We start from the raw sequence: 16234 nt of genomic DNA on the forward strand, positions 1-16234 counted from the left end.
CGCCGATGGCTGTGCGATTCCTGCCGCCCCCGGGAAGTCCTGAGCCCGGGGGCGGGCCGGACCGCGAAGACCTCGCGGAGGTCATTCAGCTCCGTGGCTTGCTTCCGCAGCGCGCCTGGGGCGGCTCTCCCGAGGACTTGGGCCGGGGCACGCCAATGGGCGCATGGGCTGAGACTGCGACCGAGGCTGAGGCTGATGCCGAGGCTGAGGCTGAGGTCGGGCTTCCGTCCGAGCTTGGGCTTGAGCCCGAGCCCGAGCCCGAGCCCGAGCCCGCGCTGGCGTCCGCGCCCGCGGCTGTGGTGACCGCGCTCAGCGACAGGCTGCGGCCCGCGAGCGCGCTGCGCGCTCCGGTCCGCTCCGAGGCGGCGAAGCCCACGTCTCCGGACCCCGATGAGGCTGATTCGCGTCCGGTGTATAACGACGGCGTGAAACTCCTCGCACGCCGGGCCCGCTCAAGCGGGGAGCTTCGAGAGGAGCTGCTCCGCTTGGATCACTCTGTCCATGATGTTGACGTGCTCATCGAGGAGTTTCGCGAAAGCCACTACCTCGACGACCTGGGGCTCGCGCGCACGGTTGTGGAGAAGCTGCGGTCGACAAAGCGGGCGAGCCGGACCCAAATTGGCATCAAACTCCGAGAACGGCGGCTCCCGGATGCCGTGATTGATGAGGCATTGGGGGAGCTCGACAGCGATGAAGAGTTCTCCCTGTTGCGTGAGGCTGCGGTGTCGCGGGCGAGCAAGCTTGGCGGGCTCGATCGTCAGGTCGCCGAACGCCGCCTCCTCGGGTTCTTGGCACGGCGCGGCTGGTCCGGAGAAGCAGCAACTCGCATCGCGCGAGAAGCGCTGGACGGCAACGCCCGGGGCGGATCCGGCGGAGGCGTGCGCTTCCGCTAGCGCGACCACACCTCAATTCCGTGCGCCGACCACTCAGCGGACCGGACGGATCACCGTCACTCGGTGCCGTCCGGGCTGAGTGAGGGGGAAGCGTCGATACACTGGGCCTCATGAGTCTTGCATCCGCTGAACGTATCGAGATCGCCCCGTCGCCCGCGGCCGTGCGCCCCGATGGCAGCCCGCGCAGCTACACTGTGCGCACCCTCGGCTGCCAGATGAACGTGCATGATTCCGAGCGGCTCTCCGGCTCACTCGACGCCGCCGGGTATGTCTCGGCGGAGGACCCGGAGCAGGCCGATGTTGTGGTGATCAATACCTGCGCGGTCCGCGAGAACGCAGCGAATAAGCTCTACGGAAACCTCGGCTATCTCGCCGGGGTGAAGCGCGGGCGCGACGGGATGCAGATCGCTGTGGGCGGGTGCCTCGCGCAGAAGGATCAGGGGACGATCCTCGAGAAGGCACCCTGGGTGGATGTCGTGTTCGGTACGCACAATATGGGATCACTCCCCGCACTGCTTGAGCGTTCACGTCACAACGCTGAAGCTCAGATCGAGATTCTTGAAGCGCTCGAGGTGTTCCCCTCCACGCTACCGACGCGGCGCGACTCCGCCGCGAGCGGCTGGGTGTCGATCTCGGTGGGGTGCAATAACACCTGCACGTTCTGCATTGTCCCCGCGCTTCGCGGCAAGGAGAAGGATCGCCGCCCCGGCGACATCCTCGCAGAGGTACAGGCGCTCGTTGATGACGGCGTGATCGAGATCACCCTGTTGGGTCAGAACGTCAACACCTACGGCGTCGAGTTCGGCGATCGCCAAGCGTTCGGGAAGCTGCTCCGCGCAATGGGAGAGATCGCGGGCCTGGAGCGCGTTCGCTTCACAAGCCCGCACCCTGCCGCGTTCACCGACGATGTGATTGCGGCGATGGCGGAGACCCACAACGTGATGCCGTCGCTGCACATGCCACTGCAGTCCGGATCCGACACCGTACTGAAGGCAATGCGCCGCTCATATCGCTCCAAGAAGTTCCTCGGCATCCTCGACGATGTCCGGGCGCAGATCCCGAACGCCGCGATTACGACCGACATCATCGTCGGTTTCCCCGGGGAAACCGACGATGACTTCGAGGACACCATGCGCGTCGTCGAGGCATCCCGGTTCTCGAGCGCCTTCACCTTCCAGTACTCGATCCGCCCGGGCACCCCGGCCGCAACGATGGACGGGCAACTTCCAAAGGCCGTTGTACAAGAACGCTACGAACGCCTTATGGCGCTCCAGGATCGGCTCTCGCTCGAGGAGAACGAAGCACTGATCGGCACCCGTGCCGAGGTGCTTGTTTCCAGCAACGAGGGGCGAAAAGACTCAGCCCGCAGCCGCCTGTCCGGCCGGGCCGAAGACAACCGGCTCGTGCACTTCGCGCTGCCCGACGGGGCCGATGAGCCGCGTCCCGGTGACGTGGTCACCGTCGAGATCACGGCCGCGGCCCCGCACTTCCTGATCGCCGATGAGGTGGCCGGGGTATATGCGTTGCGCCGTACCCGAGCGGGCGATGCGTGGGATCGGCGTCAGGCCGAGAGTTGCGGCGTGCCCGCGCCCGCCGGGGACACGGCACCGCGCGCGGTGAGCCTCGGGCTGCCCACGATCCGCACGCGATGACGCTCGGGCACGCCCCGACGCTCTGGGTAGTCGTCGGCGCGACGGGCACCGGGAAGTCGGATCTGTCGCTCGATCTTGCGGAGGCCCTCGCTGCGCGCGGGCGAAACGCGGAGATCGTCAATGCCGACGCCATGCAGTTCTATCGCGGCATGGATATTGGCACCGCAAAGCTGCCACTCGCCGCTCGGCGCGGGATCCCGCACCATCTCTTCGACGTGCTGAGCCCGGCGACCGAGGCCACGGTCGCGTGGTACCAGCCCGCCGCTCGTGGGGTGATCACGGAGATTCTCGAACGCGGCGACGACGCGATTCTGGTGGGTGGTTCGGGCCTGTATGTCTCAAGCGTTATCTTCGATTTTCAGTTCCCCCCGCGTGATGAGGCCCTGCGAGCCCGGCTGGAGGCCGATGCCGCAGCGTCCGGTGTGCCAGCGCTCGTCGCCCGACTTGCGGAGCTCGCTCCCGCGGTGGCGTCCTCAGTCGACACGCAGAATCCGCGGCGCGTGATCCGCGCACTTGAGGTGGCCCTCCTCGGCGGGGACGCGCAGACGACCCTGCCGAGCGAGCCGGTGCGGTGGCACGAGGCCACGCGGATCCTGGGGGTGCACAGTGAGCGCGCGGAGCTTGTGACGCGGCTCGATCGGCGCGTGGAGCGGATGTGGGCGGACGGACTGCTTGAGGAGGTCCACGCGCTGCTTCCCGAAGGCGTGCGCGAGGGGCCTACGGCGTCACGCGCGATCGGCTATGCGCAGGCGCTCGCTCAGCTCGACGGAGACATGAGTGAGGCCGAGGCAATCGCGGAGACGCAGGCGCTCACCCGACGGTATGCACGGCGGCAGGTGAGCTGGTTCAAGCGGTATCCGGGTATCGAGTGGCGCGTCCCCGGGGAACTGCCCGCGATCTGAGCTACGGGGTGCGGCGGTTCTTGCGGTACGACTCCCAGGCACCGCCGCCCGCCGCGATCGCCCCGAAGAGCACCGCGCCGACCGGCCAGATCATCCAGGACTGGCCCCACGCGTTCCCGATGAAGCTCCAGCCGAGGTAGATCGCGGTGAGGAGCGGCCAGTAGAAGGCGGCGATCACGCCGACCACGCTGTGCTCGTCCTCCCCGGAGCCGTCTGCGTTCGGTCCGCTGCCCGCGGCTCGGGACTGGCCGTGAGCGAGTCGGTGCCGGACTGACTCAGCCCAAGCGGTGGGGAGCAGCACGAGCAGGCCCGCGGCAACGATTCCGAGGATCAGCACGACGCCCAGCAGGACCCAGAGTTGCTTCTGCGCGACTGTGTCGTCCAGGAATGCGAAGGCGAGCAGCGGTGCGGGTGACAGGATCCAGAGCGGCACCGAGATCTGCAGTGCGCGGATGCGCGCTGGCTCGTGCGTCTGGGCGAGTTCCTCGGCCCACTGTGTCACCGCCGCGACCGGGGTGAAGCGTCCCTGCTCGATCCGCCCGTACGGTGCGAGCTCGCGCGCGGTGCTCATGAGGGTCATGACCCCGCACGCGACGATGACGAGCAGCGTGAAGATCCCGATCATGGTCGCGGTGCCCGCGCTGAGCGTCACCGCGCCCGCCGTGGCGGCGGCCGGGAGGAAGATGAGCGCGGCCGGGGAGAGCACGAAGAGTGCAACCGCGATGGCCACCCGATACCGGATCCGCTGCTGCGCTTCGGCGTAGCCGCGGGCCTCGTCGAGGGTGACCGGCGGGTGCTGCGGGGCCTGCGGCCGCGGGGGAGCCTCCGGTGCCAGGGGAGCGGTCTGGGTGGCGGGTGCCGCGGGAGCGGCCGCGGCACCGAGTTCAGCGGTGATGCCGAGCTCGGGGGCGACCTCGGCGAGGTTCCCGAAGTCACGGATGACCTGGCCCACGGCTTCGTTCTCCGAGTGTCCCTGCGCGACAAGGTTTGCGTAGGCGTCCTCCATCATCCCGTGAAGTTCAGCCTTGGCTTCGAGGAGCCGCGGCGTCTGCGGGTAGGCGCTGAACATGGTCTCGAGATAGCTGATGATGATGTTCATGCTTCGACTCCCTTGATGAATCGATCGACGACGGACTTCGTGTGGTGCCACTCGGTGACCTTGAGCTGCAGATGCTCGATCCCGGCATCCGTGACCTGGTAGTAGGTCCGCGGCTTGCCGCTGGGAGAGAGACTCGAAAACGAGCTCACCAAGCCGCTGGTTTCGAGCCGCTTCACCGCCGAGTACAGGGTGGTCTGCTTGATCGTGTAGTCGGCTCCCGTGGTGTCGTTGATGCGCTGGGCGAGCTCGTAGGCGTACGAGGGGCCGCTCCGCAGCAGCGAGAGCACCATGAGATCGACGTAGCCGCGGATCGCGTCGGCTCCGATCATGGGTCCTCCAATGGTCGATCGAGTGGTGGTGGGTCGAGTGGCTTCCTCATCAAACGTACTACGTCACGCGTAGTACGTCAAACAAGGCAACTCGATCCCGGCGCCACTCCGCCCGCTACTCGGGCCCGCCGTCAGATCGTGATCCCCCGATGCCGGGCGTGCAGCGCGCGGATCTCCGCGGTGAGCTCGTGTACGGGTCCGGCCACGGGCACTTCGGGGGCGACGGCCTGAATGGGCAGCGCGGCCACCGGCGCGGGGATCGCGCCCCACTCGGTCATCCACGCGGCGAGCTGCGCGGCGCTCGCGACGTAGACAATCCTGCCGAGTCCCACCCACCCGTGCGCGGCCGCGCACATCGGGCAGTGCTCGCCCGAGGTGTACACGGTGGCCGCGGCCCGCTCCGCCGGGGACAGGTGCGCCGCTGCCCACCGGGCGATTTCAAACTCGGGGTGACGGGTCGCGTCCCCGCTCGCCACATGATTGTGGTCCTCAAAGCGCACCTTCTCGCGCGCGTCGACGAGCACGGAGCCGAACGGCTCGTCGCCTGCGGCGAGCGCGGCCTCCGCGAGCTCGATGCAGCGTCGCAGATGCGGGAGGTCTGTGGGGGTGAGCTTCGAAGCGTCGGAGTTGGGCTGGGCCTGCGCTGAGGGAGACATGGCCTCACCGTAACAGCGGTGCACCGAGACCGATAGGCTCGGGGGTTCGACACCGAAGGAGGCTCCGTGTGAGCTACGCGATCCGTGAGTATTCGCCCGCCGATGAGCGCGCGGTGATTGCGCTCTGGCATGCTCGCGGCCTGACCCGGCCCTGGAATGATCCACGCGAGGATGTGGCGCGTGCGCACCGTGCCTTCCCCGAGCTGCTGCTCGTGGCGGAAGACGGTGGTGAAGTCGTGGGGACAGTTCTGGGCGGCGACGATGGCCATCGTGGCTGGATCTACTATCTGGCGAGCGCCGCAGAACGCTCCGGTGAGGGGATCGGGCGTGCCCTCATCGCGGAGGTCGAACATCGGCTCCGGAAACGCGGCTGCCCCAAGGTGCAACTCATGGTGCGCGCGGAAAACCACGGCGTCACCGCCTACTACGAAGCCCTCGGCTACGCGGACGCGAGCGTCACCGTGCTGGGGAAGCGGCTCGACGCCTGATGTTCGGCTGAGCGCCGGTCCTCCGTGCCCCCGTAGACTGAGATCATGACGACGCTCACGTTCACCAAGGGTCACGGCACGGGCAACGATTTTGTGCTGTTTAGCGATCCCGATGGTGAGTGTGAACTCACTCCCGAGCAGATTCGATTCCTGTGTGACCGGCACACGGGGATCGGGGCGGACGGTGTGATCCGCGCGGTGCGCTCGCGCGCGCTCCCGGAGGGGGCAGACGTGCTTGCCGTCGAGCCCGACGCCGAGTGGTTCATGGACTACTGGAATGCGGACGGCACCCCGGCCGAGATGTGCGGCAACGGCATCCGCGTGTATGCGCACTACTTGATCACCGAAGGCCTCGTGTCACCCGAGCGGAGTGATACGTTGCCGATCGGGACGCGCGCTGGCGTTAAGGATGTCCTTGCGGGGAAGCGGGGCTACACGGTTGACCTGGGGCGGTGGCGCCTCGCCCCGGAACGCCTCGTCGCGGCGCACGGGCTTGACGTGGCACGCCCCGGGCTCGGCATCGATCTCGGTAACCCGCACGTGGTGACTGCCCTCGCGCATCCCGGCGAACTTGAAGGGCTCGACCTGCACCGCGCCCCCGCCCTCGACCCGGCTCCCGCCTCGGGCGCAAACGTAGAGTTTGTGGTGCCCGAGGACCCGCTTGTTGTGGACGGCATTGGCCGGATCCGCATGCGCGTGCACGAGCGCGGCGTGGGGGAGACGCTCTCCTGTGGCACGGGCACCGCGGCGGCCGCGCTGGCGTTCCGCCACTGGGGTGGCGAAGGAATGCCGAACCACTGGCGCGTGGATGTGCCGGGGGGTCGCCTCGCCGTCCGCATGTTCCCGACCGAAGAGGGCGAGCACGTCTCGCTGAACGGGCCCGCGGAACTCGTGTTCTCCGGGCAGATCGAACTCCCCGAGGCGTAGCGCGCCGCTCTACCCCACGCGAGCACAGGCCCGTGCTCACCGCCTCGCGCTCACCAAGCCGCAGGAGATCCCGCGGCTGCGTCGCCGATCCGGCGATACATCTCCGTGATTCGCGTGAATCTCCGTGTTCTGCGTGAATTGCCACGCTGCTTCTCTGATCCGTGTGTGGCGAGGGACATATCCCGTCGTGCCGCACCGTCACGCAGGAGATCCCGCGGCCGCGTCGCCGATCCGGCGATACATCTCCGTGGTCTTCGTGAATCTCCGTGTTTTTGGTGACTCGCCGGGAGCCCTGGTGGGCGCTACAGCTAGCCCCGCGTGGCGCGGATGATGTGGAACCCCTTGTCGCGGGCGATCCGCTCGACAGCGAGCTCGGGGAACTCCGCGGCGATCCAGCGCTGCAGCGAGTCGGCCCCGAGATGCTTCGCGACGACGAGGTGCGCGACCCCGCCCGAGGCGAGGCGAGGCAGCCACTGGCGCAGGATCTCGTGGAGTGCGTCCTTGCCGATCCGGATCGGAGGGTTCGAACGGATCTCCGAGAAGTTCAGCTCAGTGGGAACCTCGTCGGGGGCCACGACACGGACACCCGTGAGGCCCAGTCCGGCCGCATTGCCGCGGGTCAGCTCGCGGGAGCGTTCGTTGACGTCAATCGCCCAGACCTCCCGCTCGGGGGACTCGAGGGCAGCTGCGAGCGCGATCGGACCCCAGCCGCAGCCAAGATCGAGTAGGGGCCCGGGCTGCGCCGTGCCGAGCTTGTCGAGCGTGCGCAGCAGGATCTCGGTGCCGCGGTCAATGTGCTCGGGGCTGAACACGCCCCCGGCAGTGCGCACCTGGCGCGGGGCCCCCGCGAGGACGACCTCGATGTCGCGGGGCCGCAGGTCGCCGGAGGGAGTCTCGGAGAAGTAGTGCTCAGTCACCTGATAAGTATCTCAGGCGCGGGCAGGTGTGCCGGCACACACCTGTGCCACACACCTGTGCCACACGCCCGTGGCGAACGCCCCGGCCGGATTCGACGCGCCCGGAGTACACTGGAGGCCACATGACGAAACGTGTACCCGAAGACTCAGACCAGGTGTTCGCCGATGCAGACGCGCAGAACGAGGCGACTCGCTCGCGCATCGATGACGCCCTCGACCGCGTATTGTCGCGTGCTGGCCGCTCCGAATCGGCGACAGTGATCCGTGACCTCACGGGCGGCGCGCAGGCGCTCGATGCCGACACACACGATCTCGATGCAGACCTCGATGCGATCCGGATGGAGCGCGAAGACCGTGCATCCCTGCGCCGGGTCGGGAGCCTCTCGACCGAGCTGGAAGACGTCACCGAGGTCGAGTACCGCCAGCTCCGACTGGAAAAGGCGGTGCTGATCGGGATCTACTCCGAGAAGTCAACCGAAGATGCGGAGAACTCGCTCCGAGAGCTCGCCGCGCTCGCGGAGACCGCCGGTGCCGAGGTGCTGGACGGGCTGCTGCAGCGCCGCGCGAAGCCGGATCCCGCCACCTACCTCGGCAAGGGCAAGGCGCAAGAGCTGACCGAGCTTGTCGCAGCGGTCGGCGCGGACACGGTGATCGCAGACACCGAGCTCGCCCCGTCGCAGCGCCGCGCACTCGAGGACGTCGTGAAGGTGAAGGTCATCGACCGCACCGCCGTGATCCTCGACATCTTCAGCCAGCACGCGAAGAGCCGCGAGGGCAAAGCCCAGGTTGAGCTCGCGCAGCTGCAGTACCTGCTGCCGCGTCTGCGCGGTTGGGGCGAGTCGATGTCTCGCCAGGCGGGCGGACAGGTCGGCTCCGCGGGTGCCGGCATGGGCTCGCGCGGCCCCGGCGAGACAAAGATGGAGCTGGATCGACGCAAGATCCACACCCGCATGGCGAAACTGCGCAAGCAGATCCAGGGTTTTGCCCCCGCACGCGAGGCGAAGCGCGCTAACCGCAAGCGCGGCGAAGTGCCCTCGGTTGCGATTGCCGGGTACACAAACGCCGGGAAGTCGAGCCTGCTGAACCGTCTGACGGGCACGCAGGAGTTTGTGCAGAACCAGCTCTTCGCGACCCTTGACACGGCGATTCGCCACGCGGAAACCGACGACGGCCGCCAGTTCACCTACGCCGACACCGTCGGCTTTGTGCGAGAACTGCCGCACCAGCTTGTCGAGGCGTTCCGGTCAACCTTCGAGGAGGTCGGCGACGCGGACGTGATCCTGCACGTCGTGGACGGTTCCCACCCGGATCCGAGCGCCCAGCTGCGCACTGTGCGCGAGGTGATCTCCGAGGTTAGTGCACAGGGGATCCCAGAGATCGTCGCGTTCAATAAGACTGACCTGATCGACGACTCGCAGCGCCTCGTGTTGCACGGCCTGGTCCCCGACGCCGTGTTTGTCTCGGCGCGCACGGGCGACGGCCTTGAAGAGCTCTCGCGGCGCGTGTTTGCGGCGCTCCCGGTGCCGGACCAGGAGGTCACCGTGGTGATCCCGTACAGCCACGGCGAGCTTGTTGCAGAACTGCACGAGCGCAACCGGGTCATGGACACGGAGTACGTCGAGGAGGGGACGCAGATCCGGGCATTTGTCACCCCGGAGATGCTGTCGAAGCTGCAGCCGTACCTCGGATAGAGCGTGGCCGTAACACGGCGTAATTCACATGGCGCAACACAAGGGCGCCAAGCCGTGCCCGCCGGTTAGCGTGTGAGTGCCCGGGGTTCCCACCGGGCATTCACCGCCAAATCCGGAGGAACCCCCATGACCGCGAACCCGAGTGCTGCCGCACCCGAGGCCCCCACGCTGCCCACCGCCACGATTCTTGGCTACCCGCGCATTGGCCGCCGCCGCGAGCTGAAGCGCGCAATCGAGTCGTTCTGGAAGGGTGCCACCTCCGAGGCGCAGCTCCAGGAGACCGCGCGCGAGCTGCGCGCCGCGACCCGCGCCAGGCTTGTCGAGCTTGGCCTGCCCGCCGCGGGTGGGGCCGTGCCGGAGAGCTTCAGCTTCTACGACCAGGTGCTCGACGCGACGATCGCGCTCGGCGCGATCCCGCACCGCTTTGCCGGTGCCGTCGCCGAATCCGCCGGCAGTGACCTCGCCGTGCTGTTCGCGCTCGCCCGCGGGGACAAGGATCACCAGCCCCTCGAGATGACGAAGTGGTTCGACACGAACTACCACTACAGCGTTCCTGAGCTGGACGAGCGCACGCCGCTCGTGGCCAACCCCGCCGCACTCGTCGCTCAGGTCGCGGAGGCGCGAGAACAGGGCATCGAGTCCCGCCCCGTGCTCGTTGGCCCTGTCACCTATCTGCTCCTCGCCAAGGCCTCCGACGAGGCCGGGGAGGGTTTCCGCCCCGCCGACCGTCTGGACGAGGTTGTGGCCGTGTACGCGGAGCTGCTCAGTGCGCTCGCCGCAGCCGGGGCCAGTTGGGTGCAGCTCGACGAGCCCGCACTCGTGTCTGACTCGCTGTCCGTGCCCCGCGCTGAGGTGCTCGCGCTCGTGGAGCGCGCCTACGCCACACTGGGCGGGGCTGCCCGGGGAACTGCGCGCCCCGCGATCCTGCTGACCGCACCGTACGGCGACTCCTCGCAGGCGCTCGCTCGGCTGGGTGCGCTGCCCGTCGAGGCCGTGCAGGCGGACCTCGTCCGCGGGAGCCTGCCCGAGTCCGCGCTTGCGGATGGTTCCCTCGCGACAGCATTTGCCGGCACGCAGCTGATCGCAGGCGTGGTTGACGGCCGCAACATCTGGCGTACCGACCTCCGCGCTGCGCTCGCCACGGCTACCCGCATCACGGACGCCGGAATCGCCACCGGAATTGGCACGAGCAACAGCCTGCAGCACGTGCCGCACGATGTTGCGGACGAGACCCAGCTCGATTCCCGCCTGCGCAGCTGGCTCGCATTTGCTGACCAGAAGGTCGAGCAGGTTGCTATCCTGGCACGCGGTCTGGAGTCCGGTGCCACTGCGGTCGAGGCCGAGCTCGCCGCCACCGACGCCGTGCTCGCAGATCGCGCTGCCGCTCCCGGAGTGCGGGATGGCGCGGTGCGTGAGCGCGCCGCGGGCGTTACCGAGGCTGACCGTAGCCGTGCCGATGAGGCGGCACGCCGCGAGGCACAGCGCGAACTTGAGATCCCGCAGCTGGCCACCACCACGATCGGTTCGTTCCCGCAGACCACTGAGATCCGCAAGGCGCGCGCCTCGTTTGTGCGCGGCGAGATCGACAAGGAAGCATACGACGGGTTCCTCCGGGCAGAGATCGAGCGCGTGATCCGACTGCAGGAAGAGATCGGTCTCGATGTCCTGGTGCACGGCGAGGCCGAGCGCAACGACATGGTCCAGTACTTCGCGGAGCTGCTCGACGGCTTCGCCGTGACCGAGCACGGCTGGGTGCAGTCCTACGGCACCCGCGCCACGCGCCCATCGATCCTGTGGGGAGACGTATCGCGGCCCGCCCCGATGACCGTGGCCTGGTCAGCCTACGCGCAGTCGCTCACCGAGCGCCCGGTGAAGGGCATGCTGACGGGGCCCGTCACGATCCTCGCCTGGTCGTTTGTCCGGGACGATCAGCCGCTCGCGCACACCGCCGAGCAGGTTGCGCTCGCGCTGCGGGACGAGATCGACGACCTTGTCGAGGCCGGCATCTCGATCGTGCAGGTCGACGAGCCCGCGCTGCGCGAGCTGCTGCCGCTCGACGCTGACCGTCAGGCGGACTATCTCGATTGGTCGGTGGGCTCCTTCCGGCTCGCCACGAGCGGGGCCGCGAACGAGGTTCAGATCCACACGCATCTGTGTTACTCCGAGTTCGGCGAGATCATTGACGCAGTTGACGGCCTCGACGCGGACGTGACAAGCATCGAAGCAGCGCGCAGCCGCATGGACGTGGTGGAGCCCCTGGGCGATCACGGCTACTCCCGCGGGATTGGTCCGGGCGTGTACGACATCCACTCGCCGCGCGTACCGAGCGTGGAGGAGCAGGCGGAGCTGATCCGGATCGCCGCGGCGCGCATCCCGGGTGAGCAGCTCTGGGTCAACCCTGATTGCGGCCTGAAGACCCGCGGCTACGAGGAGACTGTGGCGAGCCTCACAAACCTCGTGCAGGCGGCGCGCGCCGTCCGCGGAGCGTAGCGCGATGGCCTGGCCGACGGGCGAGCTGCCCACGGAGGCGGTGGGGTCCCTGCCCCGCCCGTCCCGGTTGCAGCGCGCCGTGCTGGACGCGGAGACGGGACTCGCCTCGGCTGAAGAACTGCGCGCTGAGCAGGAGCATGCGGTCGCGGATACCCTGGAGCGGTTCGCCGCCACGGGTTCGCCGATCGTGAGCGATGGTGAGCAGCGGCGGCAGAGCTTCGCGAGCTACCCGCTCGGCAGCGCCGATGTGTCGGTCGGGCCCGTGTTCGCCGTGTTTGCGGACGGACACCACCGGGTCATCCCGAGTCTCGCTCGGGGACCCTTCACGTTTCGGGATTGGGCCGCCACCGATGTGGCGGCGGCCCGCACCCTCACGGAACTCCCACTGAAGCAGGCGGTGATTTCGCCGTCGATGCTGTCCCTGATGGTGCCGGAGGCCGGACTCGGGGAATACTCGCGCGAGGATTTTTTGGAGGACGTTGTCGCGGGCTGCGCTGAGGACATCCGGCGCTGCTTTGCGGCGGGCGCGACGCGCGTGTCGATCGACTTCACCGAGGGGCGGCTGGCGCTGCGCCGCGACCTCCGCGCCCCCTGGGCCGGACCCACGGCGCTCGGCGGTTTTATCGCCCTGATCAATCGGGTGCTGGATCGACTGAGCGCCGAACAGCGGGCCGCCGTTGGCGTGCACACCTGCCCCGGGAATGACAACGACTCCGCGCACAGCGCCGATGTCGATTACGCGGAGCTGCTCCCCGAGCTGTTCCAGATCGAGGCCGGGTACTTCCTTGTGCAGGCTGCGGGGGAGCGGGAGCCGGATCGTGTGGCCCGGCTCGTGGGCCGGGAACTCCGTGCGCGCGGACGTGCGGGGCGTGCAGCACCGCGCGTGCTGCTCGGGGTAACGAATCCCACAAACCCGAAGCTCGAAACCGCGGAGGGGATCCGGGACCAGCTCGTTCGGGCCGCCCGGTTCATTCCGCCGGAGCTGCTCGGTTCGACCGACGACTGCGGCTTCTCGCCGTACCTGATCGATGAGAAGCCGAGGCATGGTTCGCCGGACTTCGCGCGGGACGTGGCGTTCGCGAAGATCGCCGCGCGGGTGCGAGGCACGGCACTCGCCTCGGCTGAGCTTGCGGGGGCGGCGCGATGACCCCGACGCTTCTCACAGGCAGTGCCCCCACACGCGCCCGCTTCTCCTTCGAGGTGTTCCCAGCCCGCAGCGGTGCGGCGGCGCTCGCCCTGGGTCACGCGGTGCAGCACCTGTCCGCCGCGGGGCCTGACTTCATCTCGGTGACGTACGGGGCGAACGGCTCGAACCGGGACGCCTCGGTTGACCTGCTGCGCTACCTGCGTGATCACACGGACGCGCTCCCGCTTGCGCACCTCACAACCGTCGGCGAGGACCGCGACACCGTCCGCGCCGCCATCCACGGCATCATGGACGCCGGAGTGCACGACTTCCTCGCGCTCCGGGGCGATCCGCCGCGTGGGTTGACGGAGGATTCGCCTGAGGTCTCGGGCTCTCTGTCCGCCCGGGATCTGGTGGAGCTGATCGCAGAGGCCCGGGCGGAGCGGCCGGCCCTCACGAGCGTGGGCCGCACCGCGGTCGCCGCCTACCCGAACGGGCACCCGCTCGCGCGATCCCGCGCAGCCGATATCGAGTGGCTCATAGCGAAGGAGGAGGCGGGCGCGCAGTTTGCGATCACGCAGCTGTTCTTCCGCGCGGAGGAGTACCTCTCGTTTGTGAGCGACGCGCATGATGCGGGATTGCGCATGCCCGTGCTGCCCGGACTCATGCCGGTCGCGACGAGCGCGCAGCTGCGGAAGGTTGCCGAACTCGCGGGGCGGCCGGCACCGGTCGAGCTGACGCGGGAGCTCGAAGAGGCCGGAGGGTACGCTCCTGAGCTGGGGGTTGAACACACTGTCGAGCTTGCCCGGGAACTTCTCGCGGGCGGCGCCCCCTCCCTGCACCTGTACACCTTCAACCGCCACGAACGGGTGCTCGCGGTGTTGCGCGAGCTCCACCTGCTCACCCCGGACCCCGTGGTGTAGCGGGCGTCCTCCCCGCTTTTCCCTGCTTCTCCCCGAGCCCTGATCCTGCCCTCTGCCTGCCTGCCTGCCCTGCCTGCCCTGAGTCCGTCCTGCCCTGCCTGCCTGCTTCGCCTCCCCCCCCCATCGAAGGGACGCACATCGGGGTCAAACGTGGTGTTTGACCCCGATGTGCGTCCCTTCGATGAGTGAACGCTGAGGGGGAAGAGCGGGGAAAGGGAGAGAAAGGGGGAGGAAAGAAGGGGAAGGAAAGAAGAGGAAGGGAACGAAGGGGAGGAAGAGGGAAGGGAAGGGGAGTGCGTAGGGACGGGAGCCGGGGGAAGAGGGCGGTCAGCGCACCCGCACGTGCCCCTATACGGCCTGCGGGAAGTCCGCGGTGGCGCGCTCGCTGAGGTGGCGCAGCGCCTCGGGCACCTCGCGGCCCTGCTTTGACATGGTCTCGGCCCAGAGCCGCCCGGCCCGGTACGAGGAGCGCACGAGCGGCCCGGCGAGCACCCCGTCGAAGCCCATCGCGTCAGCCTCGGCCTTCAGCTCGACGAACTCCTCCGGCCGCAACCACCTGTCGATTGGGTGGTGCAGCTGCGTGGGGCGCAGGTACTGGGTGAGGGTGAGAATGTCGCAGCCCGCGTCCCGGAGTTCCCGCATGGTTGCGGTGATCTCGGCCCGGGTTTCGCCCATCCCGAGGATCAGGTTTGACTTCGTGACCATGCCGGCGGCGCGGGCCTGCGAGATCACGCCGAGCGAGCGTTCGTAGCGGAAACCCGGCCGGATCTGCCGGAAGATCCGCGGCACGGTCTCGAGGTTATGCGCGAAGACCTGCGGTGCCGCCTCGAACACCTGTGCGAGGTCCTCGGGGCGGCCACCGAGGTCGTCGGCGAGTACCTCGACCCCGGACCCCGGGTTGAGCTCGTGGATCTGCCGGATCGTCTCCGCGTAGAGCCAGGCCCCGGTATCGGGGAGGTCGTCGCGGGTGACCCCGGTGATTGTGGCGTAGCGCAGCCCCATCGTGCGCACCGACTCGGCGACGCGGCGTGGCTCATCGAGATCGAGCGGGAGCGGTTTGCCGGAGGAGATCATGCAGAAATCGCACCGCCGGGTGCAGATTGAGCCGCCGATGAGGAATGTCGCTTCGCGGTCCTCCCAACACTCGGAAATGTTCGGGCAGCCGGCTTCCTGGCAAACTGTGTGCAGTCCGCCCTCCTTGACGAGTTCCCGAACCTCCTGGTACTCCGGCCCGAAGCGCGCGCGGGTCTTAATCCACGGCGGCTTGCGCTCGATCGGGGTCTCGGCGTTGCGGGCTTCGATCCGGAGCAGCTTCCGCCCCTCGGGCTCGGGGCGGGTACCGGTGGAGGGCAGGATCCGGGCGCTCATGCGGCGCACTCCGCGAGTGCGGAACTCAGGTGAGTTTCGAGGATGGGGGCGGCGTCTGCGGGAGTGATGCGCGTCCCTGCGAGCCGAGAGAGCGAGGTCACATCAGCATCTGTGATCCCGCACGGGACAAAATTCGTGAACGGGGAGAGATCGTTGCTGCAGTTCAAGGCGAGTCCGTGGGTCACGATCCCGGCACTCGTGTGCAATCCGATCTGCGCGAGCTTTGCGGCGCGCCCAGTCGCGGGCTGAGTCCACACGCCGGATCGGCCGTCGACCCGGAAGCCGTCCACCCCGAAGTGCGCTGCGACCGAGATGAGTGCGCCCTCGAGAGCACGGACAAAGTCGACAACGCCACAGCTGTCGGCGAGCCGGATCACGGGGTACGCGACAAGTTGGCCTGGGCCGTGCCAGGTCACTTTGCCCCCGCGGTCGACGGTTACGACCTCAGTCCCGTCGCGCGGATAGTCCGCGGCGTCCGATCGACGGCCCGCCGTGTACACCGGTGGGTGCTCGAGGAGGTACACCGTCCCACGGTCGACACCTCGGTGCAGGCGGTCGACGGCGCGCTGTTGCAAGGCAAGTCCCGCTGTGTAGGGGACGAGGTGCGGGGCGAATCCCGCCGTGACAAACCGCGGGGCTGCCAGCGCAGTGGGGCGAAGTACGGTATTGGGCGACATGTTCACATTTTAAATAGACTCGGTGTAACAAATCAAATGGCGAAAAATAGCCCGGTCGCCAATGGGGCGGCCGGGCCTTTTCTGGGGGGGGGGGGG

15 protein-coding genes are annotated in these 16234 nt (G+C 68.3%); 9 read left to right on the forward strand and 6 right to left on the reverse strand.

Features of this window, described 5'->3' with window-relative positions:
• Window positions 1-5 precede the first annotated feature (5 nt).
• From FM113_RS06575 to miaA, 3 genes are all read left to right on the forward strand, one after another.
• Window positions 6-893 carry a regulatory protein RecX gene (locus FM113_RS06575; RefSeq protein ID WP_087012759.1) on the forward strand — a complete coding sequence of 296 codons (888 nt, stop codon included), beginning with the start codon at window positions 6-8 and terminating at the stop codon, window positions 891-893.
• 110 nt (window positions 894-1003) lie between these two features.
• The gene (gene miaB / locus FM113_RS06580; RefSeq protein ID WP_087012763.1) at window positions 1004-2545 is read left to right on the forward strand and encodes a tRNA (N6-isopentenyl adenosine(37)-C2)-methylthiotransferase MiaB; all 1542 of its coding nucleotides are present in this window, start codon (window positions 1004-1006) and stop codon (window positions 2543-2545) included.
• A complete protein-coding gene (gene miaA, locus FM113_RS06585; protein ID WP_087012765.1) occupies window positions 2542-3447 on the forward strand; it encodes a tRNA (adenosine(37)-N6)-dimethylallyltransferase MiaA in 906 nt (301 codons plus the stop codon). Before miaB ends, miaA begins: the two co-directional genes overlap by 4 nt.
• Before the next feature lies 1 nt (window position 3448).
• Here the strand turns inward: miaA and FM113_RS06590 are convergent, their stop codons facing one another.
• The 3 genes from FM113_RS06590 to FM113_RS06600 all read right to left on the reverse strand — a co-directional run bounded on the left by FM113_RS06590 (window position 3449) and on the right by FM113_RS06600 (window position 5531).
• A complete protein-coding gene (locus FM113_RS06590) occupies window positions 3449-4546 on the reverse strand; it encodes a permease prefix domain 1-containing protein (protein ID WP_087012767.1) in 1098 nt (365 codons plus the stop codon).
• Window positions 4543-4875 carry a PadR family transcriptional regulator gene (locus FM113_RS06595; RefSeq protein ID WP_087012769.1) on the reverse strand — a complete coding sequence of 111 codons (333 nt, stop codon included), beginning with the start codon at window positions 4873-4875 and terminating at the stop codon, window positions 4543-4545. The genes FM113_RS06590 and FM113_RS06595 overlap by 4 nt, the downstream gene beginning before the upstream one ends.
• Window positions 4876-5006: 131 nt before the next feature.
• A complete protein-coding gene (locus FM113_RS06600; protein WP_087012772.1) occupies window positions 5007-5531 on the reverse strand; it encodes a nucleoside deaminase in 525 nt (174 codons plus the stop codon).
• A gap of 68 nt (window positions 5532-5599) precedes the next feature.
• On the opposite strand from FM113_RS06600, the gene FM113_RS06605 reads away from it, so the two are divergent.
• Together FM113_RS06605 and dapF are read left to right on the forward strand one after the other, a co-directional pair.
• The gene (locus FM113_RS06605; RefSeq protein ID WP_087012774.1) at window positions 5600-6019 is read left to right on the forward strand and encodes a GNAT family acetyltransferase; all 420 of its coding nucleotides are present in this window, start codon (window positions 5600-5602) and stop codon (window positions 6017-6019) included.
• A gap of 45 nt (window positions 6020-6064) precedes the next feature.
• Window positions 6065-6946 carry a diaminopimelate epimerase gene (dapF, locus tag FM113_RS06610; RefSeq protein WP_087012776.1) on the forward strand — a complete coding sequence of 294 codons (882 nt, stop codon included), beginning with the start codon at window positions 6065-6067 and terminating at the stop codon, window positions 6944-6946.
• Between the two features lie 308 nt (window positions 6947-7254).
• Here dapF and FM113_RS06615 read toward each other — a convergent pair whose 3' ends face one another.
• Window positions 7255-7863 (reverse strand): class I SAM-dependent methyltransferase, encoded by a 609-nt coding sequence (locus tag FM113_RS06615; protein WP_087012778.1) that lies wholly within the window; start codon window positions 7861-7863, stop codon window positions 7255-7257.
• A 122-nt stretch (window positions 7864-7985) separates the two neighbouring features.
• Between FM113_RS06615 and hflX the strand changes: the two genes are divergently transcribed.
• The 4 genes from hflX to FM113_RS06635 all read left to right on the forward strand — a co-directional run bounded on the left by hflX (window position 7986) and on the right by FM113_RS06635 (window position 14093).
• On the forward strand, window positions 7986-9554 hold the full coding sequence (gene hflX, locus FM113_RS06620; protein ID WP_087012779.1) for a GTPase HflX: 1569 nt from the start codon (window positions 7986-7988) through the stop codon (window positions 9552-9554).
• A 126-nt stretch (window positions 9555-9680) separates the two neighbouring features.
• Window positions 9681-12044 carry a 5-methyltetrahydropteroyltriglutamate--homocysteine S-methyltransferase gene (gene metE, locus FM113_RS06625; RefSeq protein WP_087012781.1) on the forward strand — a complete coding sequence of 788 codons (2364 nt, stop codon included), beginning with the start codon at window positions 9681-9683 and terminating at the stop codon, window positions 12042-12044.
• 4 nt (window positions 12045-12048) lie between these two features.
• Entirely contained in the window at window positions 12049-13191 is a 1143-nt protein-coding gene (locus FM113_RS06630) for a hypothetical protein (protein ID WP_087012783.1), read from the forward strand.
• Window positions 13188-14093: a methylenetetrahydrofolate reductase gene (locus tag FM113_RS06635; protein WP_087012785.1), complete on the forward strand. Its 906-nt coding sequence runs from the start codon at window positions 13188-13190 to the stop codon at window positions 14091-14093. The genes FM113_RS06630 and FM113_RS06635 overlap by 4 nt, the downstream gene beginning before the upstream one ends.
• A gap of 348 nt (window positions 14094-14441) precedes the next feature.
• On the opposite strand, the gene lipA is transcribed toward FM113_RS06635, so the two are convergent.
• Both lipA and lipB read right to left on the reverse strand, forming a co-directional pair.
• Window positions 14442-15461 carry a lipoyl synthase gene (gene lipA, locus FM113_RS06640; protein ID WP_087012787.1) on the reverse strand — a complete coding sequence of 340 codons (1020 nt, stop codon included), beginning with the start codon at window positions 15459-15461 and terminating at the stop codon, window positions 14442-14444.
• A complete protein-coding gene (lipB, locus tag FM113_RS06645) occupies window positions 15458-16138 on the reverse strand; it encodes a lipoyl(octanoyl) transferase LipB (RefSeq protein ID WP_087012790.1) in 681 nt (226 codons plus the stop codon). Before lipB ends, lipA begins: the two co-directional genes overlap by 4 nt.
• Between the last annotated feature and the right edge of the window lie 96 nt (window positions 16139-16234).

The organism is Leucobacter sp. 7(1) (genome assembly GCF_900163635.1).
Classification (GTDB): domain Bacteria; phylum Actinomycetota; class Actinomycetes; order Actinomycetales; family Microbacteriaceae; genus Leucobacter.